The organism is Streptomyces sp. NPDC060028 (assembly GCF_042736725.1).
Lineage (GTDB): Bacteria > Actinomycetota > Actinomycetes > Streptomycetales > Streptomycetaceae > Streptomyces.
Genome location: NZ_JBHWVJ010000042.1, coordinates 1 through 22,935, shown reverse-complemented (window position 1 = coordinate 22,935; position 22,935 = coordinate 1). Strand labels below are relative to the sequence as shown.

The window sequence follows — 22,935 nt, the reverse complement described above, 5'->3', positions numbered from 1 at the left end:
AGGCCGGTCCCCGGCCGGGGACCGGGGTCCATAGCGTCGGACCGCATCGTCGAGGTGGCGGGCGGCTGAATTCTTTGCCGTCCGCACCGGCGAGAACCGCCTATATGTCCGAAATAAGGCGAGTTTATGATTCTGTTACAGAGTAAGATGCTGTGAACAAGTGATCATCGATAAAGCATAAAACGCTGGAGAATCCGCCACCCATGCCCCCGCGCCTGAGCATCGTCGTCCCCGTCTACAACGTCGAGCTCTACCTCGACGAGTGCCTGGAATCCATCGCAGCTCAGACCTTCGACGACTTCGAGGTCATTCTCGTGGACGACGGGTCCACGGACGCCAGTGCCGTCATAGGCAAGGCCTTCGCCGCGCGGGACAAGCGCTTCCGGGTCGTGATGCAGGAGAACGCGGGCCTCGGAGCCGCCCGCAACGTGGGCGCCCGTCACGCCCACAAGGACAGCGAGTACCTGGCCTTCGTCGACAGCGACGACACGATGCCGGACTACGCCTACCAGAAGCTCATCGACGCCCTCGACGAGACGGGATCGGACTTCGCCGCGGGCAACGTGAAGCGCTTCCGCTCCGTCGGCATGCAGCAGTCCTGGGGCCACCGGGCGGCCTTCGCCAAGACCCAGCTGAAGACCCACATCTCGAAGTTCCCGGCGCTGGTCACCGACCGCACCGCGTGGAACAAGGTCTACCGGCGCACCTTCTGGGACGAGCACGGCTTCCAGTACCCGGAAGGCATCCTCTACGAGGACGCACCGGTCAGCATCCCCTCGCACTACTTCGCCTCCAGCGTCGACATCATCAGCGACTGCGTCTACCACTGGCGCGTCCGCGAGACCGGCGAGCGCTCCATCACCCAGCGCTCCACCGACCCGGTCTCCCTCATCGACCGCGTGACCTCCGTACGCCTGGTCCGCGAGTCCCTCAAGGCCAAGCAGGGCGCCAAGTACGCCCGCTACCTGCGCGAGTACGACTACAACGTGCTGAGCGAGGAACTCCCGCTCATCTACAAGTACGTCGGTGAGGGCGGCCCGGACTTCCGCGCCGCCTTCGTCAAGGAGGTCGGCCGGCTCGTCCGGGAGATCGGCACCGGCCCCTGGAACGACCTGACCGTCGCCGACCGCCTCAAGGCGTACCTGGCCGGCGAAGGCCGCGTCGAGGACTTCATCGCCCTCCAGGAGCACCAGCGCGACTACCACTACAGCGTGCCGGTCAAGGGACTCGCCCGCCCGCAGGCCGACTACCCCTTCCTGCAGGGCCGCCCGCCGGTCCCCGCGAAGATCCTCACCCTCGGCCCGCGCGAGCGCCGGATCGTCAGCCGCCTGGAGCAGGCGGCCTGGGTCGACGGCAAGCTGCTCCTGCGCGGCTACGCCCTCCCCGGCCACCTCGGCGCGGAGAGCCGCCTCGGCTCGCGCAAGATGCTCGTCTTCCGCGAGGGGGGCAAGCGCCGCCGTTCCGTCGTCAGCGCCCGTACGGTCGCCTCCGCGACGGCCAGCGTGATGTCCCCGCACCTCGCCCTGCGGCACGCCCGCTGGGCCGGTTTCACCGCCGCCGTCGATCCCTCGATCTTCCAGTCGGGCGGCACGTGGCGCGAGGGCATATGGACCACGTCCGTCGCCGTCACCGGCGCCGGAGGCCTGCACCGCGCCCGCCTCAGGGGCGGCGAGCACGACACCGCCCAGAACCCGCCCTCGCACTGGGTGGCCCCGAACGTCCGGATCACCCCGACCGTCGCCGGCTCCCTCACCATCCAGGTGGAGATCGTCCGCGCCCGCGCCCTGGACGTCCGGCCGGCCGGTGACGACTCCGTCGAGGTGTCCGGCGAACTCGCCGCCGAGATCAGCGGCGCCGAGACCCTGCAGGCCGTCCACGTCAGCACCGGCAAGGTCCTCACCTTCCCGCTGGAGACCGCCAAGGCCGTCGCGGGCCGGATCCCGTTCACCGCCCGCGTGCCGCTGGCCGAGCTGGCCGCCGTACCCGATGCCGCGTGCGAGCCCGGCGAATGGATCCCGGAGCCGTGGAGCCTGTCCGTGCTCGGCGCCGACGGCACCGAACACCGCCTCGCCCACGACGAGCGCGGCGGCTTCAACGGCCTGGTCCTGCCCCTGCCCGGCGAAGACACGGGCCGTTCCCTCTTCGCCAAGCGCGGCAACACCGGACACCTCACCCTGTCCGTGCAGCCCTCGCCGCCGCTGGTCGACGAGGTCACCGCCGCGGACGGCACCCTCACCCTGCGGGGCCGGTTCCTCGCGCCCACCGACGAGCCGTACGAGCTCGTCCTGCACAACGCGCACGGGGTGGAGTTCAGCTACCCCGTCACCCGCGACGGCGACGGCTTCACGTCCACCTTCGCGCCCGTGCTCCCCGAGGCGTACGCGGGCCTCACCACCCTCCCCGAGGGCCGCTGGTGGCCCACCCTGCGCCCCGTCGCCCAGGGCGGCACCACCGCCGGCCTGCTCGGCGTCGACCGCGGCGCCCCCGTGCAGATGGCCCCCGGCCTGCTCTGCTCGGGACCCCACGCCCTCACCACGCGGGGCCGCCGGATGCGGGTCGAGACCCGCTTCTACGACCGCATGGTGCTGGTCGCCGACCCGCTGCTCAGCATGCACGACCGCTCCAACTTCGCCCAGCGCGAGGCCCGGTTCGAGACCTACCCGGCGCAGCGCGCCCTGCCGGTCAAGGACATGGTCGTATACGACACCTTCCAGGGGACCGGCGCCGGCGACTCGCCCCGCGCCATCCACGAGGAACTGCTGCGCCGCGGCGAGAAGCTGGAGCACGTCTGGCTGGTTCGCGACGGCCGCGCCGAGGTCCCGGCGACCGCCCGCGCCGTGCAGTACGGCAGCGTGGAGTCCTGGGAGGTGCTGGCCCGCGCCCGCTACTTCGTGACCAACGACAACGTCCCGATGCGCTTCCGGCGCCGCGCCGGACAGACCGTCGTACAGACCTGGCACGGCACGCCGATCAAGCAGATCGGGCACGACTTCGTGCACGACTACTACACGAGCCCGGAGATCCTGGAGGGGCTGGCGCACGACAGCGCCCAGTGGTCCCTGCTCGCCTCGCCGAGCTCGTACGCCACGCCGCTCCTCAAGCGCGCCCTCGGCTACGACGGTGAGGTCATCGAGGTCGGCAGCCCGCGCACCGACGCGCTCGTACGGCCCGACGCGCAGCGGATCGCGGAGGTCCGGCGCAGGCTCGGTCTGCCCGAGGGCAAGAAGGTCGTCCTCTACATGCCCACGTGGCGCGAGAACTGCGAGGGCTGGTCCGGCGGCTACAAGCTCGACCTGCGGATCGACCTGGAGGAGGCCCGCCGCGAGCTGGGCGAGGACCACGTCCTGCTGGTCCGCGGCCACCACCACGTCAGCGAGCAGGTCCGCGACGGCGTCCGCGACGGTTTCGTCATCGACGTCTCCCGCTGGCCCGACGCCGCCGACCTGCTGCTGGTCGCCGACGTCCTGATCTCGGACTACTCCTCCGCGATCTTCGACTTCGCCCTCACCGACCGGCCGATCCTGCTCTTCACGTACGACCTGGAGCACTACCGCGACACTCTGCGCGGCTTCAACTTCGACCTGGAGGAGAAGGCGCCCGGCCCGCTGCTCGCGGACTCGGCGAGCCTGATCGAGGCCGTACGGAACGCGGACGAGGTCGGGGCGCAGTACGCGCAGGCGCGGGCGGCGTTCCGCGAGGAGTTCTGCGACCTCGCCGACGGCCGCGCGGCCGAGCAGGTCGTCGACCGGATGCTCGAGATGTAGCCCCAACGGGTGCATTCCAGGATGGACACGAACCGGTCCCGGGCCCACCGATGAATTTCGGTGCCGGGGCCGGTCTGTATGTGCGAGACGGTTTCCACGCACACCCCCAGACCCTGGAGGCAACCATGACCAGCCAGCCCTTCACCACGTGCCTGTGGTTCGACGGCAACGCGGAAGCCGCCGCCGACTTCTACCTGTCCGTCTTCAAGGACGGCAAGCTCGGCCGGACCGGCCGCTACGGCGAGGCGAACCCCGGCCAGGCCGGCGAGGTGATGGTCGTCGAGTTCGAGATCAACGGACAGAAGTTCATCGGCCTCAACGGCGGCCCGCAGTTCCCCTTCACCGAAGCCGTCTCCTTCCAGATCCACTGCGCCGACCAGGCGGAGGCGGACCACTACTGGGAGGCGCTCACCAAGAACGGCGGCCAGGAATCCAACTGCGGCTGGCTCAAGGACAAGTTCGGGCTGTCCTGGCAGGTCGTGCCCACCGAAGCCCTCGACCTGGTCTCGGACCCCGACCCGCAGCGGGCCGCCCGCGCGACCGAGGCCATGTACACGATGAAGAAGCTGGACGTGGCGGCGATGCGACGGGCGGCCGACGGATCCTAGTGCTGTGACCGGAAAGGTTCACCGCGTCGCGGCGCCCGGCACGGTACCTCGCCGTGTTGTCGGACCGCGCAAGTACGTCCAGTACGAGACGCGGTCCTCCGCCTTGCGATGCACCGCACCGGACACCGCGACCCGGCAAACCTTTCCGGCCACAGCACTAGGCGGCTGCCCGCGCGATCCGGGCCAGCAGGGCCGGGAGCGCCGTACCGATCGGCTCACGGACCAGCTCGTCCGCGAGGGAGTCGTACGGGGTCTCCTCGGCGTTCACGATGATCAGGCGGGCCCCCGCCTCCGAGGCCATCCCGGCCAGCGAGGCCGCGGGCTGCACCTGGAGCGTCGACCCGACGGCGATGAACACCTCGCAGCCCTTCGCGACGGCCACGGCCTGCGCCAGCACCTGCGGGTCGAGCCGCTCGCCGAACATCACGGTCGCCGCCTTGAGGATCCCGCCGCACGCCAGGCAGGCGGGATCCGGCTCCCCGGCGGCCACCCGGGCCAGCGCCGCGTCCATCTCCGACCGGGCGTGGCAGCGCGTGCAGACCACGGCCCGGGCGGTGCCGTGCAGCTCGAACACCTTGCGAGGGGGCATCCCGGCGAGCTGGTGCAGCCCGTCCACGTTCTGCGTGATCACCCGCACCGGGACCCCGGCGGCCTCCAGCTCGGCCACGGCCCGGTGCGCGGCGTTCGGCTGCGCCCCGAGCGCGCCGATCTCGGCCCGCATCAGCCAGGAGCGCCGGCGGATCTGCGGATCGGCCATGTAGTACTCGTACGTCACGAGCTTCTCGGCGTCCGGCTCGCGCCGCCACAGCCCCTGCGGCCCCCGGTAGTCCGGAATCCCGGAATCGGTGGACATCCCGGCCCCACTGAACACTGCGACAAGCGGCTTTCCCATACGGCGACCCTAAGGAAGGGGTGCGCGCGTCCGCGACCGCATTACGCGGCCGCGGCCGCGTCCGCGTCCGCAGGACGGCGAAGGGCCCGGATCGTCCATTCGCGGCGGATGGGTCGTTTCTGCGGTGAATCCCGACGCCCACAGGAGTGATCTATGCGCCGAGCTCCCATGGCGGGCCGGACGGGCGGCTACAAACCGGACATGAAGCTCATGCCGTACGGCCTTGGCGTCCTGGTGCCGACCCTGTTCGCACTGCTGCTCGCGACGCCCGTCCACGCCGTCGCCCACCCCGCTCCCGCCCATCCCGCTCCCGCTCATCACACCGCCCCGCAGATCAGCCGGTTCCTGACCGCCTTCTACGGTCAGCACGGCCCCTCCGGGCACAAGCGCGGCCGCCACGTCTCGGCGCAGCTCCAGGAGAAGCAGGTCCGCACCCCGGAGTACGACGTCCTGCTCTGCGCCCAGAACGAGCCGCAGCGCATCGACATCGGCCCGGTCACCGTCCAGGAGTACGCGGGCATCGGCTCGGCCACCGTCACCACCCACTGGGGCTCGGACGACACGCGGACCTTCACGGCGTACGTGCGCCTCGACTCGAAACCCATCGAGCTCGACGACGTGATCTGCGCGCCCTGAAAGCCCGCTGGGCGCGGGCCCGCTGACGGCTGATCAGGCGCCGCTGCGCGGGCTCTGCCGCATCTGCTACAACACCGGACATGACGGGATTCGAGATCACCGGCGCGAGCGCCGCCGACATGGGACTGATCCGCGCCTGGGCCGACGAGGAGGGCTGGAACCCCGGGGATTGCGACCGGTTCGCCTTCACGGTGGCCGACCCGGCAGGCTTCCTCGTCGGCCGGCTCGACGGCGAACCGGTGGCCTGCATCTCCGCGGTGCGGTACGGCGCCGGTTTCGGGTTCATCGGGTTCTACATCGCCCGCCCCGCCGTCCGGGGCCGGGGCTACGGGATCCGGCTGTGGAACGCGGGGATGGAGCGGCTCGACGGCCGGCTCGTGGGGCTGGACGGGGTGGTCGAGCAACAGGGAAACTACCGCAAGTCCGGCTTCCGTTCGGCCTGGAACAACGTCCGCCACGAGGGTGTTCCGCAGGGCGTGGACGGTGTGGCGGGCGCCGGTACCGCCACCGGCGCCGAGGCGGGCGACGGCGTCGAGGTCGTGGACGCCGCCTCGCTGCCCTTCGGGCAACTCGCCGCCTACGACCGGAGGTTCTTCCCCGAGTCGCGCGACGCCTTCCTGGCCGCATGGGTCGGCCTGCCGGGGCGGACCGCCCTGGCCGCCGTACGGGACGGGCGGATCGAGGGGCTGGGCGTGATCCGGCCGTGCAGCGCGGCCTCCCGGATCGGCCCGCTCTACGCCGCGACCCCGCGGATCGCGGCCGTCCTGCTGCGGCGGCTCGCGCGGCTCGCGCCGGGCGGGCTGGTCGCCGTGGACGTGCCCGACGTCAATCCGCGGGCCACTGCCCTGTGCGCCGACCTGGGGCTGACCCCGACCTTCGAGGCAGCCCGGATGTACACCGGCCCGGCTCCGGAGCTGGACCTGGCCGGCCTGTACGGGGTCACCAGTCTCGAACTGGGCTGACCCGCGGGGACCCGGAGGCCCCGAGGGCCGGACGGCGGTCGCACGGCGCCGCCCGGCCCGTTCGGCGGCTCAGGCAGCCGTTCAGATCCCGAACAGCGTGCCGGTGCTGTTCCGCATGCCGCACGGGTTGGCGAAGGTGTACGTGTAGCTCAGTCGGCGGCCCTGCCACACCCCGTCGGCCACCACGGTGACCGGGTCCCACTCCTTGGTACACGCCGCGTCGGAGCGCGGCTGCGCCAGCGCGTCCAACTCGGGCCCGTTCGCCCGTAATTCGGCGCACGCGGTGGCCGGGGACGGGTGCGTACCGCCCGGGCGGGGCGCGCAGACCAGGGTGACCGCGCGCATCACCGTGCCCGTGTCGGCGTCCGCCCCGTCGGTGACGCTCAGTATGAGCGCGGAAGGCGCGTAGAGGGAGTCCGTGCCGGAGGGCGCGGCGCCGGCCACCCCGGATCCCGCGAGCGCGGTGAGGGCGGTGAGCCCCATGGCGGCGGACGTGAGTCCCAGACCCCTTGCGATGGACCGCATTTCGAACACTCCTTGTGTGGTTGTTTCGGATAACGGACGCGAGTCTTGCCCATTCGGAACCGGAACGCCCGTTCGTACCCCGATTTCACGTCACCGATCGTGAGCGAATGACCGCAGACCGCAGCGGTGCGAGGGCGCTGACCAGTGGGGGAGCACCTCGCCGAAACGGCCGAAGACCCCCGGTTGGGAAGGGTCCGGCCCCCGTCAGGCGGCCCCCGTCAGCCGGTCGCCGCCCGAGGGGCGTACAGATCGACGAGGCGGGTGCGGGTCTGCTGGAGGCGCAGTGCGAGGACGCGTCCGACCCAGTTGCCGATGGCCGACCCGAAGACGGGGTCGGCATCCATGAGCATCCGTACGGTCGGGCCGTCGAACTGGTACGCGCGGACCGGGGTCATCGCCTCGGCCGCCAACTGCCACACGTACGGCGGGAACAGCCAGGACCACCCGACCAGCTCGCCGGGGCCCAGGCTCTCGATGGCGGCCGGCCGGCGGCCGGCCATGGGGATCTCCAGCGTCACCGTGCCGGAGCGGACGATCCAGAAGGACTCGGCCCGGGCGCCTTCGTCGAAGATCCGTGCGCCCTCGGGGAAATTGACCTCGCGGGCGTGGGACATGAGGCGTCCACGGTGATCGGTGGACAAGGCGGCTGCGATCCGGATGGGGGAAGGTGTGCTCACGACGGCCTCCGCTCAGGACCCCCCGCTATCCCCAGTGTCGCCGACGCCGGGGTGAACCCGTGCGTGGCGGGCCGCGCCGATTTCACTCTTCGGCGCCGGCCTCCAGGCAGGCCAGTTCCATGGCGTCCAAGACGGCCTCGTGGCTGCGCCGGCTCAGCTCGGCCACGTTCTCGATCTGCGCCGTCGCCCAAGCCGCCAGGGTCATCGCCAGCACGCGCAGCCCGTCGGTGCCGTGCTCGGCGAGGATCCCGTCGGCGACGGCCATCGCGTCCACGGGCACCCGCTCCGGCGGCTCCAGGCCGGCGAGACCGCGCAGCATGACCAGGGTGCGGCGCGAAATCTCCGGCGTGATCCGCGCCAGCCGCAGGTCTTCATCCTCGTTCATGGCGCCCCGCCCTCCAGTGCCGTGCCCGCCCCCCCCACGCACGGTAGAGGGGCGGGCCCCCGCCCGGGGCGGTTTCCGCAGGGTGACCCCCGGTAACCCGGCGACCGCGCCGCGTTCCGCCCTAGCCGACCCGTCGGTAACCAGAGCGCGGCGGCGCCGCCCGCCGGGGGCGTGGGGCGGGGTTATTCGTCCCGCGTGAGCGTCCCGATGCGGTCCCCTGCCGCGGCGCGCTCCAGCTCCGGGTGGATCCCCTCGTCGTAGAGCCGGACCCGCCAGGTCAGGTCCATCCCGAAGTCGCCCATCCGCACGAGCAGCTCCGCCAGCGTCACGTACCGCTTGGGCGGACCCTCGCGCCACGCGGTGAAGGTCAGGGACAGCGGCGCGGTCATTCGGGCTGCGCCACGGCCAGGCCCCAGCGTATGCCCGGGTCCGTGGCGGACACCTGGACCCCGAAGGAGCCGGACAGGCCGGCGCCGAGCTCGACGGTGCGCTCCGCCGGGGTGTCGGTCGGGCAGCCGAGTGCGAAGGTGACCGGGGTGTACTCCGGGAGGTTGTGGGCCTCGAAGGTCACCTCGATGCTCCCGCCACCCTGGCAGGCCACGGTGATCCGCGTGTCCAGCCGGCTGTTCAGCCCCGAGCTGACCACGCCGCCCGAACCGGTCTGTTCGGGCACCCAGACCACCCCGTCCGGCCCGGGATGCGGCACCAGCGCCGTGTCGTCCGCCGCCTGTGCGACGCCCCAGCCCCCCGCCAGCGCCGCGGTCATGGCCACGGACGCGGCCGCCATCGCAGCCGCGCGTGCGTACTTCATGTCTCCCCCTGAGAGTCCCTCGTGTGGATCAGCCGTGTTGATCAGCCGTGTGGATCAGCCACGTAACGACACTAGCCACCCCCACTGACAACGCCGCCGTCCGTCGCCCCCGGCCGGTCCAATTTGGCATCCGATACGTCAAGTGCGATGAACGGCACGGCGATCCGTCCTAGGGTGCGCCAGTACACGGGCCGTGGACGGCTGTACGCCGATTTTCGGCCACACCGCACAGCGCACATCGAACTGGGGGGTTCATGCGTAGATCCAGAGGGCTGGCGGCCGCTCTCGCCCTGTCCTTGGCCGGAACCGGCACCGTCATCGGCCTCGGCCTCGTCCCGCAGGCGGCGGCCGTCACCCCGCCCGTGGCCTTCACCGCCGACCCACTGTCGACCTGGCAGCCCAACGGCGTCGTCTGGGCACTCGCCGAGGCCGGCGGCCAGGTGTTCGCGGGCGGCACCTTCTCCGCGGTACGTCCTCCCGAGGGCGCCGGCGGCAGCGAGCGGCCGGCGGTGAACTTCGTGGCGCTCGATGCCGCGACCGGCGCCCCGACCTCCTGCGAGCTGTCCTTCACCGTCGGCGGCGGCACCGCCACGGTCCGGGCGCTCACCCTCTCGCCGGACGAGAAGACCCTGTACGCGGGAGGCTACTTCGGCGCCGTCAACGGCACCCCGGTCTCCAGCCTCGTCGCGATCGACGTGGCCACCTGCACCGTGAAGCAGGGCTTTCGCCCCGCCTTCGCGGCCACGGTCCGGGCCCTCGCCGTCACCGACGACACCGTCTACGCGGCCGGCGACTTCCTCAGTGTCGCTGGCCGGCAGCGCGAGAGGTTCGCCGCCGTCGACGCCACCGACGGGGCGCTCAAGCCCTTCGTGGCCAACGCCGACGAGCCGGGCCGCGCCATCGAGGTCACCCCGGACGGCGCCAACGTCGTGCTCGGCGGCGACTTCTTCACCGTCAACGGCACGGGCACCCACGCCCTGGCCGTCGTGAACGCGACGAGCGGCGCACTCACCAAGGCCTACCCGGGATTCATCGAGACCAACTCGGTGGTCAAGGACATCGCGACCGACGCGACCGGCTTCTACACCGCCAACGAGGGCACGGGCGGCGGCGTCTTCGACGGCCGCATCGCGCTCAACCTCAGTGACTTCAACCAGCGGTGGCGCGACACCTGCCTCGGCGCGACGCAGGCCGTACTCCCGTACCAGAACGTGCTCTACAGCGCCTCGCACGCGCACGACTGCTCCAGCGTCGGCGAGTACCCGGACGGCCAGCGCCACCACCTGCTCGCCGAGCCGACGTCGGGCACCAACAAGCTCGGCTGGGCCCCCGACACCAACGACGGAATCGGCGAGGGCATCGGCCCGCGCGTGATGACGGTCGGTTCCAAGGGCGGGGTGCAGTACCTGTGGGTCGGAGGCGAGTTCACCACCGTCAACGGGGCGGCGCAGCAGAGCCTGACGCGGTTCGCGTCCACCGGCGACACGGGCGCGCCCTCCGTCCCCGTCGCGAGCGCCGTCAGCTTCAAGCCGGGCGAGGTGCAGGTGCGCTGGCGCACCGGCCTCGACCTGGACGACAGCGCCCTGACGTACAAGATCTACCGCAACGGCTCGGCCACGCCGATCGCCACCGTCACCGCGAACTCGCTGTTCTTCCGGCGTCCGCAGGCCTCGTGGACCGACACCACCGTCTCGCCGGGCCAGTCGTACACGTACCGGGTGACGGCGACGGACGCGGCCGGCAACGCCAGCGCCCTGTCGGGCACGGCGAGCGTGACGGTACCGACCTCGGTGGACGCGTACCCGAACGCGGTGCGCGCTGACGGCGCCCAGCTCTTCTGGCGCTACGACGAGTCGGCGCTGCCCTTCGCCGCGGACTCCTCGGCCGGCGGCAACCAGAGCGGCGTGCACCTGGGCGCCCCCGCCCTGCGCCAGACGCCCGCCGCGGTCACCGGTGCGAGCACGGCGATCGGCTTCAACGGCACGGACACCCAGGTCTACGGGGACGAGCGGCAGAACGTGGGCAGCGCCTACAGCATCGAGACCTGGTTCAAGACGAACACCACCCGGGGCGGAAAGCTCTTCGGCTTCGGCAACAACCAGTCACGCGGCAGCAATCAGTACGACAAGCACATCTACATGACCAACGACGGCCGACTGGTCTACGGCGTCTACACCGGGGCCACCCGCACCATCACCACCGGCGGCTCCGACCGCTACAACGACAACAAGTGGCACCACGTCGTCGCCACCCAGGGCCCCGGCGGCATGACCCTGTACGTGGACGGCGCCCAGAAGGGCACCCTCGGCGTCACCACCCACGAGAACTTCGCCGGCTACTGGCACGCCGGCGGAGACAGCCTCGGCGGCTGGCCGGACCGCCCGACCAGCGAGTACTGGGCGGGCCAGCTCGACGAGACCGCCGTCTACCCGACCGTCCTGAGCGCGGCCCAGGTCCAGAACCACCACACCCTGGCCTCCGCCCCGGCCGACTCGGTCGTCCAGGTGACCGCCGCGGAGGACACGTACGCCAACGCGGGCGCCCCCGACACCAACTACGGCACCTCCGGCTCGCTGGCGGTGCGCGGCACCTCGCTGTACGCGAGCTACCTGCGCTTCAACCTGCCCGCCGCACCCGCGGGCACGGTGCTCAAGGCGGCCACGCTCAGCGTGAAGACCAGCACGATGAGCGGCGCCGGTACGACGGACACGGTCTCGGTGGTCCCGGTCACCGGGCCGTGGACCGAGGCCGGTACGACGTACAACAACCGCCCGGGACTCGGCGGCCCGGCACTCGGCAGCTTCGCCGCGATCCCCGACGGCTCGGCGGTACACACCGCCGGGCTGACCACGGGCACGGTCGCGGCGGCGCTCGGCGGCAGCTACGGCCTGGCCCTGAGCAGCACCGGTACGGACGCCCTGTGGCTGTGGTCCTCGGAGGCCCAGGCCAACGAGGGCACGCCGCAACTGACGCTGACCTTCGGCGCACCGTAGGGCCGGACCCGGCGACACGGGGGCGCGGGCCGCAATGGTCCGCGCCCCTGCCCGCCCGGCTCGGCACAGGTCAGCCCAGCTCAGCTCAGGTCGTACGTGAACGTGTACGCGACGGAGGATTCACCGTGGCGGGTCCGGAAAGAACCGGATCCTGAGAGTCCCGTCAGGTCTCCGGTACCGGAACCGGGCACCACCTCGAAGCGGCAGTCGGTGCCGGTGGCGTCGAAAGTGCCGCGCTCCTCCAGGGCGAAGGTGCCCTTGTGGCCGTCGATGCTGCCGGACAGCAGCTCCATCCCCGCGAAGCCGCCGACACTCTCCGCGGTGTAGGTGATCGTGTAGTCGCAGGTCGTCGCAGGGGCCGTGACGACCCCGGTGAAGGCGTTCGTGACCGTGGCGCGGGCCAGGCGCGGGAAGGACTCGGCCGGGCTGACCGGGTGCTCCTCCCAGTTGCTGTACGTGAAGCGGCCGTTCGCCGGGGTGGTGGGGTGCGTCGGGTTGGACATGGTGGGGCCTCCTGGTTCGCGGCAAGGTCGGGCAAGGTGGTCGTCCGCCCCGCCTGGGAACACCCTGTCCGGGATACCTGACACCTGTTGTCAGGTATCGGCGGACGTCCCCGACAATGTCGCCATGCGCGCCGACCGGCTCCTCTCCCTGCTCCTGCTGCTGCAGAACCGCGGCCGGATGACCGCCCCCGAGCTCGCCGCCGAGCTGGAGGTGTCCGTCCGCACCGTCTACCGGGACATCGAAGCCCTCGGCGTCTCAGGCGTGCCCGTCCACGCGGACCGCGGACCGGCCGGCGGGTACCGGCTGATGGACGGCTACCGCACCCGGCTCACCGGCCTCACCGACGCGCAGGCCGGCTCGCTCTTCCTCGCCGGCGCCCCCGGTCCCGCCGAGGACCTCGGCCTCGGCGCCGACCTGGCGGCCGCCCAGCTCAAGCTCCAGGCCGCGCTGCCCGCGGAACTCGCCGGCCGCGCCCGGCGGCTCCAGGACCGCTTCCACCTGGACGCCACCGCGTGGTTCCGGGAGGCCGACCCCGTCCCGCACCTCGCGCGGATAGCCCGGGCCGTGTGGGACCAGCGCATGCTCCGCGCCCACTACCGCCGCTGGGACGGCGAGGTGCACCGGGAGCTGTGCCCGCTCGGCCTCGTCCTCAAGGGCGGCATCTGGTACCTCGTGGCACGGCCGGCCGCCGCCGAGCAGCCGGTCCGTACGTACCGGGTGGGGCGGTTCCTGGGCGTGGACACCCTCGCGGAGGGCTTCGAACGGCCCGACGGTTTCGCGCTCGCCGCGTACTGGGAGGAGTCCGCCCGGCGGCTGGAGGCGGCGCTCCACCGGCAGACCGCCGTCGTACGCCTCTCCCCGCGCGCCCTGCGCCTGCTGCCGATGCAGTTCGGGGCGTCGGGCGTCCGGGCCCTCGCGGGCGCCGGCGCGCCGGACGCGCAGGGCTGGGTACGGGTGGAACTCCCCGTCGAGTCCCAGGCCGTGGCGGTCTCGGACCTGCTCCGCCTGGGCACGGAGGCGGAGGTCCTCGGCCCGCCGGAACTGCGCGGCGCCCTCGCGGAGGCGGTCGAGGTCCTGGCCGAGCGGTACCGCACCCGGGCGGTCCGGCCCGGCCCGGTCTAGCCGGGGCCGGGGGAGTCCGCCTTGGCGGCGCGGAGCTTGCCGGCCGCGCCCGGGCGGGGGGTGTCGTCCACGGCCACGCAGATCCCGAAGACGCGGTCGTGGCCGGTCCAGCCGTTGACGTGGCCCCGGTTGTTGCTGATCTGCACCCGTCGGCGCGGGCGGTCCACCGCGGAGACCAAGTGCAGGTACACCGTTCCGGCGACCCTGGCCAGGACGATGTCCCCCGGTTCGAGGAGCGCCGGGTCGGCCGGGGCGACCCGGACCCGTTGGCGGCTGTTGACGAGTGGTGCCATCGAGGTGCCGGTCGGCCGGAATTCCACCGTCTCGCCCCGGCCCAGCCGTTCTGCCTGTGCGTCGAGCATGCCCATCGGGCGAGTGTGCCGGGCGGCTACGGGCCACGGGTACCGGTTTTCCGCGGGGGAGCTCGGCGCGCGGTCGGTGGGGTGGTCAGGGCGGGGGTTCGACCTCCAGGAAGCGGCGGCGGCGGGGGCCGCGGTACAGGAGGCAGACCCAGCCCAGCGGTTCGAGCGCCGCCGCGCAGGCCGTCAGGCGCTCCTGCTCCTCCCCGGCCGCGCCCCCGCCGGGCGGACCGAGCCAGGTGACCTCGACCCGGCCGCCCCCCGACGCGCTCGCCGCCACCCGGTAGCCCGTTCGCGTACGGCGGCCCTCCGCGTCCACCGCCGACGGTGGCAGGCCCGCCGCCTCCAGTACGAGGGCCACCGCACGCGGCATCCGCAGCAGCTCCCACGGAGCGGGAACCCCGGTGTCCGCCCCGGCGTTGACCAGGCGGCGGATCTGCAGCAGCCCCTCGTACGCCGTGCGCAGCTGCGCCGCCCGCCCGGCCTCCGGCGGCTCGAGGCCGTCGCCGGTCGCCGGTTCGAAGCCCTGCCCGGCTGCTGTCGCCACCTGCCACCGCCCCCTTGCCCGTCCGCGTCTGAGTACTCCATGCGCAACGGCCTGAGTATCCGCCCCGATTCCCCGCCGCGCCCCCGCTGATCGAATGAGGGCATGACTTCCGACGCCGCGCGCACCGCACACCGCCCGCGCATGCAGCACGTGACGACCGCCGGCTCGGCGCTGGCCGTGGCCCTGGTCCCGCTCGTGGTCGGCGTCCTGCTCGCCAAGGCGATGGCCGCCGACCCGTACGCCCCCGTCAACGCCCTGATCACCGGCGGCGGCCAGCGCGCCGGGCTGCCCCGGGCCGAGTGGCGCCGCCGCGGCCACGACACCATGCGCCGGCTGCGCACGGCCCGCCGCGGTACGGCCCGTCGGTGTGCTCACGTCCGCGGACGCCGGCCCTCCGCATCCTGAGCCCGCAGCCACGCCTCGGCGGCCCCGGGGGAGCGCAGCCGGATCACCGTCAGCGGTGCGAAGCGGGCGTCCGCCGCGCGCCGTCCGATCTCCGCGCGCCGGGACCCGTACCGGCTCCAGGCCCACCACGCGGGGTGGTCGGGGCGCAGCCACTCCCGCCAGGACTCCCGGTTCCCGCCGAACAGCCGTTCCCGGGTCAGGCTCCGGCGCAGCGAGCGCAGCAGCACCCGCCGCATGACGACGCGCCGCGGGTGGTCCAGCCAGACCACCGTGTCGGCTCGCTCCCACAGCAGGTCGCGGACGGCCGGGGCGCCGAAGGAATCGAAGATCCACCGGTCGGTCCCGGCGATCCGCGCCGCATCCTCGGCGTAGGTCGGGCTGACGGCCCACCCCGGGCCGGTGAAGTGCAGCGCGTCCATCTCGTGGTACGGCAGCCGCAACCGCCGCCCCAAGGCCCGGGCCAGGGTGGACTTCCCGGCTCCGCTGATCCCGACCACCAGTACGCGCTGCACCAGCGGATCCTAAGGCCGGCGGGCGGCCGTCAGCCGGCGAATCCCGGCACCACCAGACCGGACTCGTACGCGATCACCACCGCGTGGGTCCGGTTCTGCGCGCCGAGTTTGGTCAGCACGTGCCCGACGTGCGTCTTCACCGTCTCCGGGCTCACCGTGAGCATCTCGGCGATCTCCGGGTTGGGCAGGCCGGTGGCCATCAACCGCAGCACCTCTTCCTCCCGCCCCGTCAGCGCCGCCTTCGGCAACGCCTCGGCGGAGCCCAGCGGGCGGGCGGCGACCATCCGGCGCAGTGCCGCCGGGAAGAGGACCGCCTCGCCCGCCGCCACCACCCGCACCGCCTCGGCGATCTGCTGGACCGGAAGCCGCTTGAGCACGAACCCGCTGGCCCCGGCGCTGAGCGCGGCGGTGACGTAACCGTCGTTCTCGAAGGTGGTGATGACCACGACCTTCGGCGGGTCGGCCGACTCGGAAAGGAGCTGCCGGGTGGCCTCGATCCCGTTGCAACGCGGCATCCGCACGTCCATCAGGACCACGTCCGGCCGTAGCAGCCGCACCTGCTCGACCGCCTCGAAGCCGTCGGCGGCCTCCCCGACCACCGCGATCCCCGGCCGCGCCGCGAGCAACGTGCGCAGACCGCTGCGGGTCACCTCGTCGTCGTCCGCGATCAGGAGTCTGACGGGGGCGTCGGGGGCGTCGGGGGCGCCGGTGGCGCCGGCTCCGCTCGTGTCGGAGCCGGTCATGCCGACACCCGTACCGGCAGCCGGACCGCCAACCGCCAGTGCTGCGGCCCGTCCGGGCCGGCCTCGATCTCGCCGTGCAGCAGCCGCACGCGCTCGGCCAGGCCGGGCAGGCCGTGCCCGGACGTCGGGAAGGCGCCCGGGCCCGCGCCCGCCGCCATCCCCGTGCCCGTCCCGGTCCGGTTGACCACACTGAGCTCCAGTGCGTCCGGCGCGACCGCCGCACGGACCTCGATCGGACCGCCCGCCCCGTGCCGCAGCGCGTTCGTCAGCCCCTCCTGCAAGATCCGGTACGCCGCCCGGGAGAGCGTCCCCTGGACCTGTGCCAGCTCGCCCGACAGCTCCGGTTGCACCTCCGCGCCCGCGTGCCGCAACCGGTCCAGCAGCTCAGGCAGGTCGGCCAGGGTCCGGGTCGCAGCCGTCTGCGCCTTCTCCTCGCGCAGCACGCCCAGCACGTAGTCCAGGTCCTCCAGCGCGGCCCGGGCCGACTCCTCGATGCTGCGCAGGGCGGCCCGCGCCGCCACCGGGTCGACGGAGAGGACTTCGCCCGCCACCGCCGCCTGGATCGTGGTCGCGGTCAGGGTGTGCCCGATCGAGTCGTGCAACTCGTGGGCCAGCCGGTTGCGTTCGGCCAGCCGCAGCTCCCGCTCGGCCGCCAGCGCGAGCCGCTCGGCGGATGACGGCCCCAGCAGCCTCGGCGCCAGCCACCGCAGGGCGCTCGTCACCGCTACGCACACCATCGCCGCCAGCAGCAGGCAGCCGAGCGCCACCACCCAGTTCTGCCAGCCACCCTCGGCTCGCACCGACCAGCCGAACAGGCTCAGCCCCGCCTCGGCGCCGAGCCAACTGCCCGGCAGGGTCAGGCCCGCGAGAACCAGCACACCGCCGACCAGTGCCCCCGTCCACCCCAGTGCCACGTGCAGCAGCAGCCAGAGCGGAGTCCGCCAACGGTCAGCGCCCGACGGGCCGGCGGGCGAGCTCGCGGGCCGGCGTACGGCCACCGGATCCGGCAGCGCCACCCCCAGCAGTCGACGGGCGACCGGGACCAGCCCCCGCCGCGTGGTGCGGGCCAGCCCGGCCACCCCGATCAGCGCCGCCCAGACCAGCAGGGTCAGGACGATCTGCACTCCATAGGGGGCGGCCGGCCACGCCACCACCGGCAGCAGAGCGAAAGGCAGCAGCGGCAGGCTCGCCAGCGCGCCGCAAGAGGCGAACAACATGCCCGAATACGTGGAGCCGCGGAGCAGCGGCCGGATTCCCCTGATCATGATCCGGCCAGTATGACCGAGCAGCTCATCGGAGGCCTCCCCCGATCGGGGGAGCACCTTCTCCCGCCTTCCCGCGATGCGCACCCGGGACTCCGCGGACCATGATCGTGCCCTTACCGGTGGACGAGAGGACGGCTGATGAGCATGCAAGAGATGGGGACGTCGGCGCATCACACGGCGCCGAGTCCGACTCCGGTCGGCAAGAACGGCCTGGCCGGGGCCGCCATGGTGCTGGGCGTCAGCAGCCTGCTGACCTCGATCGTCTTCATCGGCGGCCTGCTCGGCGGCGTCGGGCTGGTCCTGGGCATCGTCGCCCTGACGACGACGAAGCGGACCGGCGTCGGCCGGGGCAAGGCGATCGCCGGCGTGGTGACGTCGGCCATCGCGATCGTGGTGTCGATCCTGGCCGCCGTCCTCATGGTCCGGTACGCCGACAAAACGCAGGAGTGCTACCAGCCCGACAGCCTCCGGCAATACCAGCAGTGCGTTCACCAGCAGTTCAGCGGAAACTGACGGGCGGTCGGCGGTCGGCGGTCGGCAAGGAGGACCGTCATCGTGCGCAACCGACGAAGACCTGCTCCTCGGGCTGACACCGGAGGAGCAGGAGCAGGGACCCCTCAGGGGGCGAGCGGCTCCTGGAGTTCCGTCACCCACTGGTCCCGGTCCTCCGGGCAGGCCAGGGTCAACTCCCGGGCGTACCCGGCCGAGCGCTCCCCGTTCCCGTCGATCCACTGCCCGAGGGCCTGCGCGGTCGGCAGTACGGAGTCCATCGAGCCCCGGTGCACGACGGTCGCGGCCCGTTCGACGCCGGGCAGCTCGACGATCCGTACCTCGCCGCCGAGCGCCTCGGCCCGTACGGCGGCCGCGACCGGCAGCCCGGCGTGCACGAGGATCGACCCGGGCTCAGCTCCCGCCGCGTCCTCGTAGTAGGCGATGCCCGGTCCGGTCGGGGTCACCCCGGCGGCCTCGATACGGCGGCACAGCTCGTCGTACAGCGGCCCGATGACCGGCCCGATGTCCTGCGGCTCGTAACTCCCGGCGATGCCGGTCAGCTCGGCGAGCCGGACCGGCGGAAGGCTCTTCACGACGATGTCTTCGGCAGGCATGGTGCCCTCGCTCTCGATGATCCGGAGCCTCGTCTCGACCTGGGTCAGCCGGGCCGCCGCGGCGGCCATGGCCGACTCCAGTTCCGCCCGCCGCAGCCGCAGCATGCCGCGCAGCTCTTCCGCGCCCACCCGCTCGTCGAGGATCGACCCCACCTGGTCCAGGCTGAAGCCGAGTTCCTTGAGCGCGATGACACGGTTGAGGCGGGCGAGCTGCCCGGCCTCGTAGTAGCGGTAGCCGCTGGCGGGGTCGACACGCGCCGGGCGCAGCAGTCCGAGGGCGTCGTAGTGACGCAGCATGCGGACCGACACCCGGCCGTGTTTGGCGAAGTCTCCGATGGTGAACATGACGCCTTCCAGTGCAGGCCCTGACACAGGGGGAGAGTCAAGCCCCGTCACCCTGAACGGGACTTCCCACAGGTCAGCGGCCGAACTGGCGGATGCACAGGTCCACGATCGACGGCGGTACGGCGCCCTCCGCCGCCGCGCACAGTTCGTCCCCGCGCGGCGGCGGGGCCGGCTGCCGGCCGGGGCGGGCCGACGGCGTCTTGGGCGGGTGCACACGCCGGGGCGCGGCCGGCTTCGCGTGGCGGGCGGCGGGCGGCCGGGGTGCCCGGGTGGCGGGCGCGTCCGGGTCCGGCTCCGCGTCGGCCGGCGTCGCGGGGAGCTTGCCGAGGGGCAGCGGCGCCGATCCGTCCCGCAGGGCGGGCACCTCGGTGGCACCGGCCTGCGGTACGGGGCGGCGTGCGGGGACGGCGGGAGCCTGCGGGCCGACGGAAACGCAGCCCGCGCTGGCGAGGAGCGCGACGAGGGAGAGGGGCACGGCCCGGCGTAACTGCATCCGTCCACCATGCCGTACGGGCGGGCCGGCCGGGCCCCGGGCTCACGCGTCCGGGTGAGGCCGGCGCGGCCCGAGGGGCGCCGGGCCCTTGGGCTGCGGCCGCCGAATCGATCGGGCGGGGTGCGCGATCGCAGCGGGCCGGAGGAGACGTGCCGCGGCGCAGGGGTGGACCGGACGGCGATTTCCGGACAGGGTGCGGGATGGGAACGGCCGTACGGCTGCCGGAGGAGGCGCGACCTTTGGCGCTCCGCGCTGCCGTTCGGCGCCGCGCGGGTCCCCCGTGGACGCCCTGACCTCCCTGGCCGCCGGCCCGTCCCACCCGTACGGAGCACCGAACGATGACCGCAGACGCCGCGCCCGCACCCGACACGACCACCCCGGCTCCCGCCCCGGCCCGGGCTCCCGTCCCGACTTGGAAGGGGTGGGGTGCCGTCTGTGCCGTCGCGCTCGGCATCTTCTGTCTGATCACCTCGGAGCTGCTGCCCGTCGGACTGCTCACCCCGGTCGGTGCCGATCTCGGGGTGTCCGACGGGGTCGCCGGCCTGATGGTCACCGTGCCGGGGCTGGTCGCGGGAGTCTGCGCGCCGGTCGTCACCGTGGGCGCCGGCCGGCTCGACCGGCGGACCGTGCTGTGCGCGCTGATCGCCCTGATGGCCGGCGCCAACCTCGTCGCGGCCCTGGCCCCCTCCTTCGCGATGCTCCTGGCCGCCCGACTGCTCGTCGGGGTCGGCGTCGGCGGCTTCTGGGCGATCGCCGGCGGGCTCGCCGTACGGCTGGTCCCCGAGCGTCACGTCGGCCGGGCCACCGCGCTCGTCTTCGGGGGCGTTCCCACCGCCTCGGTGCTGGGCGTCCCCGCCGGAACCCTGCTCGGCGAACTCGGCAGCTGGCGCACCGCCTTCGCGGCCGTCGGGGGGCTCGGCCTCGCCACGCTGGCCGCCCTGCTCCTGCTGCTGCCCCCGCTGCCGCCGACCCGGCACATCGCGTTGCGCCGGCTGCCGGCGCTGCTGCGCGAGAACCGCGGGGTCCGGGCCGGGGTGGCCGTCACCTTCCTCGTGGTGACCGGCCAGTTCGCCGCGTACACCTTCGTACGGCCCATCCTCCAGGACGTGTCGGGGATCGACGCCGGGTTCGTCAGCACCCTGCTGCTCGGGTACGGCGTCGCCGGGGTCGCCGGTAACTTCCTGGCGGGGACGCGCGGTGCGCGCCGCACGCTGCTCGCGGTCAGCACCTGCCTGACCCTGGTGCTCGGCCTGATCGCCGTCCTGCCGGGGGTGGTCGCCGGAACGGTCCTGCTGCTGGTGTGGGGGCTCGTCTACGGCGGGGTCTCGGTGAGTCTGCAGACCTGGATGACCGAGGCCGCGCCGGACGCCGCCGAGGCCGCCTCCTCGCTGATGGTCGCCATGTTCAACCTGGCCATCGCCGCGGGCGCGTTGGCCGGGGGCCTCGCGGTCGACGGGCTCTCGGCTCCGGCCGCCCCGCTCACCGGCGCCTGCCTGATGTGCCTGGCGGCCGTCACGGTCGTGGTCACCTCGCGGGCGGGGGCCGCCGTCGACCGCTGAGCGGCACCCCGGGCCCGTGGCGCCGGGCTCGTACGGCCGCTCGTACGTCCGCTCGTGCAGTCGCCCGTACGTCCGCCCGTACGTCTGCCCGGTGTTGGCTGTCCGTTGTGCGAACGGTCAGCGGATCCGCCCGGCGCGAGACCCGGCCCGGGTGTGACGCTGTGCCGGACGAAGCGGAATACCTGCTGGTCGGACGGATGGGGCGGATCGGACATCCGGCTTGACTCGGGCCATCCAGGGGGGAAAGAGTGCGCCGATCGAGCACCACTGCACCGCATGAGCTGCACTCCGGAGATGCCCAACATGTCCATATCCGTCCGCTCTTCGTACGCCGCCGCGGCCGCGATCGGCGGCTCCCTCGCAGCCGGCATCCTCGGCGCCGTCACGATCGCCGCCGCGCCCCCGGCCTCCGCCACGCCGGCGGAGCCGCAGCCCGCCGTGTGCGCGGGCGCGCTCGGTGTCGCGGGCCGGTACGGCGAGTTCATCGAGGGGGACGACCAGCACACCCCCGACGCCGAGGGTGCGGTGGCCGTCGGAGGGAACGCCGACTTCCGGGGTGGGTTCAGCGTCGGACAGGAGCTGAGCTCCGGGCAGGTCGATGCGCTCCCCGGCGCCAACGCCCTGGTCGTGGCGGGCAATGTCACCGGTGACGTACGGGTAATCAACGGAAACGGCATCTACGCGGGCACCCTCACCGGCCTCGCCGAAGCCCACAACGGCAAGGTGGCCAAGGGTCCCTCGCCCATCGACTTCACCGCCGAGTTCCGCGCCCTGCGAGGGGCCTCCACGGCCCTCGCCGCGGCCCAGTCGCCCTCCGCGCAATGGAACCTGGACGGCTCCACCCTCCAGCTCACGGGCACCGACGCGCAGTTCAACGGCTTCGTCCTGCCCGCCGCCGAACTGGAGAAGGCCAAGGAGATCCGGATCAAGGTCCCCGTCGGCGCGGTGACCGTGGTCAACGCCAAGGGCGCCGCCTACGACCAGAACAAGGCGGAAACCACCGGCTTCTTCCTCTGGGACGAGGCGGGCAGGCGCGAGATGCTCGACGACAACCTGAGCAGCGCGGCCGACGGTGACATCCGCGCGAAACTGCTGTGGAACTTCCCCGACGCCACGAAGGTCACGAAGAAGAGCGGCAACGCCTGGCCGGGCACCATCCTCGCGCCCAACGCCGCACTCGACCTGGGCGACGGCGGCCCGGTCAACGGCTCCGTCATCGCCAAGTCGCTGACCGGCAAGGGGGGCGCCGAAACACACCACTACCCCTTCACCGGCTGCCTCCCGGCCGACCCGGTCCCCACCGGAGCCACCCCCTCGCCCGGCGCTTCCGCCCCGGCGGGCGCCACCCCGACCGCCTCGGCTTCCGGACCGCACGGCGCACCGGGTACGCCCGCCCCGTCGAAGCCGGGCACCAGGGGCGGCTCCGCGGCCCCGAGCCCGTCCGGCAGCGCCCCGCCCGCGGTCACCGGCCGCGGCAGCGGTGGCCTGGGCGGTGATCTGGCCCTGACCGGCGGGGTGGCCCTGCCGCTCGCCATCGGCGCCGCCGTGGTGCTGGCCGCCGGTACGGGCATGGTCCTGGTCGCCCGGCGGCGCAGGGCCTGACCGGTCGGACGGGGGCCGGCGCCGCACCCCCCCGGCCGCCCCCCCCCCCCCCAGGAGGGAACCCAGGACAGAGAAAAAGAAACACCCACAGCCCCCCCCCCCGACGGGAGCCGGACCGTC

At 73.1% G+C, this 22,935-nt stretch carries 24 protein-coding genes; 10 read left to right on the top strand and 14 right to left on the bottom strand.

Going from position 1 to position 22,935, the window contains the following annotated elements:
* Positions 1-203: 203 nt before the first annotated feature.
* Together ACFWBF_RS21520 and ACFWBF_RS21515 are read left to right on the top strand one after the other, a co-directional pair.
* Positions 204-3,764: a CDP-glycerol glycerophosphotransferase family protein gene (locus ACFWBF_RS21520; RefSeq protein WP_385604134.1), complete on the top strand. Its 3,561-nt coding sequence runs from the start codon at positions 204-206 to the stop codon at positions 3,762-3,764.
* Between the two features lie 125 nt (positions 3,765-3,889).
* Positions 3,890-4,372 (top strand): VOC family protein, encoded by a 483-nt coding sequence (locus ACFWBF_RS21515; RefSeq protein ID WP_385604132.1) that lies wholly within the window; start codon positions 3,890-3,892, stop codon positions 4,370-4,372.
* Positions 4,373-4,529: 157 nt separating this feature from the next.
* Here the strand turns inward: ACFWBF_RS21515 and ACFWBF_RS21510 are convergent, their stop codons facing one another.
* Positions 4,530-5,264: an NAD-dependent deacetylase gene (locus ACFWBF_RS21510; protein WP_385604130.1), complete on the bottom strand. Its 735-nt coding sequence runs from the start codon at positions 5,262-5,264 to the stop codon at positions 4,530-4,532.
* Positions 5,265-5,417: 153 nt separating this feature from the next.
* Between ACFWBF_RS21510 and ACFWBF_RS21505 the strand changes: the two genes are divergently transcribed.
* Together ACFWBF_RS21505 and ACFWBF_RS21500 are read left to right on the top strand one after the other, a co-directional pair.
* The gene (locus ACFWBF_RS21505) at positions 5,418-5,900 is read left to right on the top strand and encodes a hypothetical protein (protein ID WP_385604127.1); all 483 of its coding nucleotides are present in this window, start codon (positions 5,418-5,420) and stop codon (positions 5,898-5,900) included.
* Positions 5,901-5,980: 80 nt separating this feature from the next.
* Positions 5,981-6,862 (top strand): GNAT family N-acetyltransferase, encoded by an 882-nt coding sequence (locus ACFWBF_RS21500; protein WP_385604124.1) that lies wholly within the window; start codon positions 5,981-5,983, stop codon positions 6,860-6,862.
* Between the two features lie 81 nt (positions 6,863-6,943).
* Here ACFWBF_RS21500 and ACFWBF_RS21495 read toward each other — a convergent pair whose 3' ends face one another.
* The 5 genes from ACFWBF_RS21495 to ACFWBF_RS21475 all read right to left on the bottom strand — a co-directional run bounded on the left by ACFWBF_RS21495 (position 6,944) and on the right by ACFWBF_RS21475 (position 9,260).
* Entirely contained in the window at positions 6,944-7,387 is a 444-nt protein-coding gene (locus ACFWBF_RS21495) for a subtilase-type protease inhibitor (RefSeq protein WP_385604121.1), read from the bottom strand.
* A 218-nt stretch (positions 7,388-7,605) separates the two neighbouring features.
* Positions 7,606-8,064, bottom strand: a complete 459-nt coding sequence (locus tag ACFWBF_RS21490; protein WP_385604119.1) for a Crp/Fnr family transcriptional regulator — start codon at positions 8,062-8,064, stop codon at positions 7,606-7,608.
* Positions 8,065-8,146: 82 nt separating this feature from the next.
* Positions 8,147-8,449: a hypothetical protein gene (locus ACFWBF_RS21485; RefSeq protein ID WP_385604116.1), complete on the bottom strand. Its 303-nt coding sequence runs from the start codon at positions 8,447-8,449 to the stop codon at positions 8,147-8,149.
* Between the two features lie 182 nt (positions 8,450-8,631).
* A complete protein-coding gene (locus ACFWBF_RS21480; protein WP_385604113.1) occupies positions 8,632-8,838 on the bottom strand; it encodes a hypothetical protein in 207 nt (68 codons plus the stop codon).
* Positions 8,835-9,260, bottom strand: a complete 426-nt coding sequence (locus ACFWBF_RS21475; protein WP_385604111.1) for a hypothetical protein — start codon at positions 9,258-9,260, stop codon at positions 8,835-8,837. Before ACFWBF_RS21475 ends, ACFWBF_RS21480 begins: the two co-directional genes overlap by 4 nt.
* A 254-nt stretch (positions 9,261-9,514) precedes the next feature.
* Between ACFWBF_RS21475 and ACFWBF_RS21470 the strand changes: the two genes are divergently transcribed.
* On the top strand, positions 9,515-12,253 hold the full coding sequence (locus tag ACFWBF_RS21470; protein WP_385604108.1) for a DNRLRE domain-containing protein: 2,739 nt from the start codon (positions 9,515-9,517) through the stop codon (positions 12,251-12,253).
* A gap of 80 nt (positions 12,254-12,333) precedes the next feature.
* Here ACFWBF_RS21470 and ACFWBF_RS21465 read toward each other — a convergent pair whose 3' ends face one another.
* Positions 12,334-12,756: a DUF3224 domain-containing protein gene (locus tag ACFWBF_RS21465; RefSeq protein WP_385604105.1), complete on the bottom strand. Its 423-nt coding sequence runs from the start codon at positions 12,754-12,756 to the stop codon at positions 12,334-12,336.
* 124 nt (positions 12,757-12,880) lie between these two features.
* Here ACFWBF_RS21465 and ACFWBF_RS21460 point away from each other — a divergent pair, with 124 nt between their 5' ends.
* Positions 12,881-13,879 (top strand): helix-turn-helix transcriptional regulator, encoded by a 999-nt coding sequence (locus ACFWBF_RS21460; RefSeq protein WP_385604103.1) that lies wholly within the window; start codon positions 12,881-12,883, stop codon positions 13,877-13,879.
* Here ACFWBF_RS21460 and ACFWBF_RS21455 read toward each other — a convergent pair.
* On the bottom strand, positions 13,876-14,247 hold the full coding sequence (locus ACFWBF_RS21455) for a S26 family signal peptidase (protein WP_385604100.1): 372 nt from the start codon (positions 14,245-14,247) through the stop codon (positions 13,876-13,878). The two genes, ACFWBF_RS21460 and ACFWBF_RS21455, sit on opposite strands and share 4 nt — an antisense overlap.
* Before the next feature lie 79 nt (positions 14,248-14,326).
* A complete protein-coding gene (locus ACFWBF_RS21450; protein WP_385604097.1) occupies positions 14,327-14,785 on the bottom strand; it encodes a hypothetical protein in 459 nt (152 codons plus the stop codon).
* Positions 14,786-14,887: 102 nt separating this feature from the next.
* Here ACFWBF_RS21450 and ACFWBF_RS21445 point away from each other — a divergent pair, with 102 nt between their 5' ends.
* Entirely contained in the window at positions 14,888-15,190 is a 303-nt protein-coding gene (locus ACFWBF_RS21445) for a hypothetical protein (RefSeq protein ID WP_385604094.1), read from the top strand.
* Here ACFWBF_RS21445 and ACFWBF_RS21440 read toward each other — a convergent pair.
* Genes ACFWBF_RS21440 through ACFWBF_RS21430 form a run of 3 tightly spaced genes read right to left on the bottom strand, consistent with a single transcriptional unit; the run spans position 15,157 to position 17,710 of the window.
* Positions 15,157-15,702 (bottom strand): adenylate kinase, encoded by a 546-nt coding sequence (locus ACFWBF_RS21440; protein ID WP_385604092.1) that lies wholly within the window; start codon positions 15,700-15,702, stop codon positions 15,157-15,159. The genes ACFWBF_RS21445 and ACFWBF_RS21440 overlap by 34 nt on opposite strands.
* Before the next feature lie 29 nt (positions 15,703-15,731).
* Positions 15,732-16,445, bottom strand: coding sequence for a response regulator (locus tag ACFWBF_RS21435; protein WP_385604089.1), 714 nt, complete (start codon positions 16,443-16,445; stop codon positions 15,732-15,734).
* A complete protein-coding gene (locus ACFWBF_RS21430) occupies positions 16,442-17,710 on the bottom strand; it encodes a sensor histidine kinase (protein WP_385604086.1) in 1,269 nt (422 codons plus the stop codon). The genes ACFWBF_RS21435 and ACFWBF_RS21430 overlap by 4 nt, the downstream gene beginning before the upstream one ends.
* 138 nt (positions 17,711-17,848) lie before the next feature.
* Between ACFWBF_RS21430 and ACFWBF_RS21425 the strand changes: the two genes are divergently transcribed.
* The gene (locus tag ACFWBF_RS21425) at positions 17,849-18,223 is read left to right on the top strand and encodes a DUF4190 domain-containing protein (protein ID WP_385604083.1); all 375 of its coding nucleotides are present in this window, start codon (positions 17,849-17,851) and stop codon (positions 18,221-18,223) included.
* Positions 18,224-18,327: 104 nt separating this feature from the next.
* Here the strand turns inward: ACFWBF_RS21425 and ACFWBF_RS21420 are convergent, their stop codons facing one another.
* Both ACFWBF_RS21420 and ACFWBF_RS21415 read right to left on the bottom strand, forming a co-directional pair.
* Entirely contained in the window at positions 18,328-19,161 is an 834-nt protein-coding gene (locus ACFWBF_RS21420) for a MerR family transcriptional regulator (protein ID WP_385604080.1), read from the bottom strand.
* Positions 19,162-19,234: 73 nt separating this feature from the next.
* Positions 19,235-19,654 (bottom strand): hypothetical protein, encoded by a 420-nt coding sequence (locus ACFWBF_RS21415; protein ID WP_385604077.1) that lies wholly within the window; start codon positions 19,652-19,654, stop codon positions 19,235-19,237.
* Positions 19,655-19,992: 338 nt separating this feature from the next.
* Here ACFWBF_RS21415 and ACFWBF_RS21410 point away from each other — a divergent pair, with 338 nt between their 5' ends.
* Both ACFWBF_RS21410 and ACFWBF_RS21405 read left to right on the top strand, forming a co-directional pair.
* The gene (locus ACFWBF_RS21410) at positions 19,993-21,213 is read left to right on the top strand and encodes an MFS transporter (RefSeq protein WP_385604075.1); all 1,221 of its coding nucleotides are present in this window, start codon (positions 19,993-19,995) and stop codon (positions 21,211-21,213) included.
* A gap of 276 nt (positions 21,214-21,489) precedes the next feature.
* Positions 21,490-22,815 carry a choice-of-anchor A family protein gene (locus tag ACFWBF_RS21405; RefSeq protein WP_385604072.1) on the top strand — a complete coding sequence of 442 codons (1,326 nt, stop codon included), beginning with the start codon at positions 21,490-21,492 and terminating at the stop codon, positions 22,813-22,815.
* Positions 22,816-22,935 lie beyond the last annotated feature (120 nt).

What these genes read in the sequence shown, in the direction of transcription:
- ACFWBF_RS21485 (WP_385604116.1), bottom strand. Translation starts at nt 8,449, where the DNA reads ATGAACGAGGATGAAGACCTGCGGCTGGCGCGGATCACGCCGGAGATT.
- ACFWBF_RS21430 (WP_385604086.1), bottom strand. Translation starts at nt 17,710, where the DNA reads ATGATCAGGGGAATCCGGCCGCTGCTCCGCGGCTCCACGTATTCGGGC.
- ACFWBF_RS21470 (WP_385604108.1), top strand. Translation starts at nt 9,515, where the DNA reads ATGCGTAGATCCAGAGGGCTGGCGGCCGCTCTCGCCCTGTCCTTGGCC.
- ACFWBF_RS21405 (WP_385604072.1), top strand. Translation starts at nt 21,490, where the DNA reads ATGAGCTGCACTCCGGAGATGCCCAACATGTCCATATCCGTCCGCTCT.
- ACFWBF_RS21455 (WP_385604100.1), bottom strand. Translation starts at nt 14,247, where the DNA reads ATGGGCATGCTCGACGCACAGGCAGAACGGCTGGGCCGGGGCGAGACG.
- ACFWBF_RS21460 (WP_385604103.1), top strand. Translation starts at nt 12,881, where the DNA reads ATGCGCGCCGACCGGCTCCTCTCCCTGCTCCTGCTGCTGCAGAACCGC.
- ACFWBF_RS21465 (WP_385604105.1), bottom strand. Translation starts at nt 12,756, where the DNA reads ATGTCCAACCCGACGCACCCCACCACCCCGGCGAACGGCCGCTTCACG.
- ACFWBF_RS21415 (WP_385604077.1), bottom strand. Translation starts at nt 19,654, where the DNA reads ATGCAGTTACGCCGGGCCGTGCCCCTCTCCCTCGTCGCGCTCCTCGCC.
- ACFWBF_RS21500 (WP_385604124.1), top strand. Translation starts at nt 5,981, where the DNA reads ATGACGGGATTCGAGATCACCGGCGCGAGCGCCGCCGACATGGGACTG.
- ACFWBF_RS21480 (WP_385604113.1), bottom strand. Translation starts at nt 8,838, where the DNA reads ATGACCGCGCCGCTGTCCCTGACCTTCACCGCGTGGCGCGAGGGTCCG.
- ACFWBF_RS21475 (WP_385604111.1), bottom strand. Translation starts at nt 9,260, where the DNA reads ATGAAGTACGCACGCGCGGCTGCGATGGCGGCCGCGTCCGTGGCCATG.
- ACFWBF_RS21435 (WP_385604089.1), bottom strand. Translation starts at nt 16,445, where the DNA reads ATGACCGGCTCCGACACGAGCGGAGCCGGCGCCACCGGCGCCCCCGAC.
- ACFWBF_RS21495 (WP_385604121.1), bottom strand. Translation starts at nt 7,387, where the DNA reads ATGCGGTCCATCGCAAGGGGTCTGGGACTCACGTCCGCCGCCATGGGG.
- ACFWBF_RS21445 (WP_385604094.1), top strand. Translation starts at nt 14,888, where the DNA reads ATGACTTCCGACGCCGCGCGCACCGCACACCGCCCGCGCATGCAGCAC.
- ACFWBF_RS21420 (WP_385604080.1), bottom strand. Translation starts at nt 19,161, where the DNA reads ATGTTCACCATCGGAGACTTCGCCAAACACGGCCGGGTGTCGGTCCGC.
- ACFWBF_RS21520 (WP_385604134.1), top strand. Translation starts at nt 204, where the DNA reads ATGCCCCCGCGCCTGAGCATCGTCGTCCCCGTCTACAACGTCGAGCTC.
- ACFWBF_RS21410 (WP_385604075.1), top strand. Translation starts at nt 19,993, where the DNA reads ATGACCGCAGACGCCGCGCCCGCACCCGACACGACCACCCCGGCTCCC.
- ACFWBF_RS21510 (WP_385604130.1), bottom strand. Translation starts at nt 5,264, where the DNA reads ATGGGAAAGCCGCTTGTCGCAGTGTTCAGTGGGGCCGGGATGTCCACC.
- ACFWBF_RS21505 (WP_385604127.1), top strand. Translation starts at nt 5,418, where the DNA reads ATGCGCCGAGCTCCCATGGCGGGCCGGACGGGCGGCTACAAACCGGAC.
- ACFWBF_RS21515 (WP_385604132.1), top strand. Translation starts at nt 3,890, where the DNA reads ATGACCAGCCAGCCCTTCACCACGTGCCTGTGGTTCGACGGCAACGCG.
- ACFWBF_RS21425 (WP_385604083.1), top strand. Translation starts at nt 17,849, where the DNA reads ATGAGCATGCAAGAGATGGGGACGTCGGCGCATCACACGGCGCCGAGT.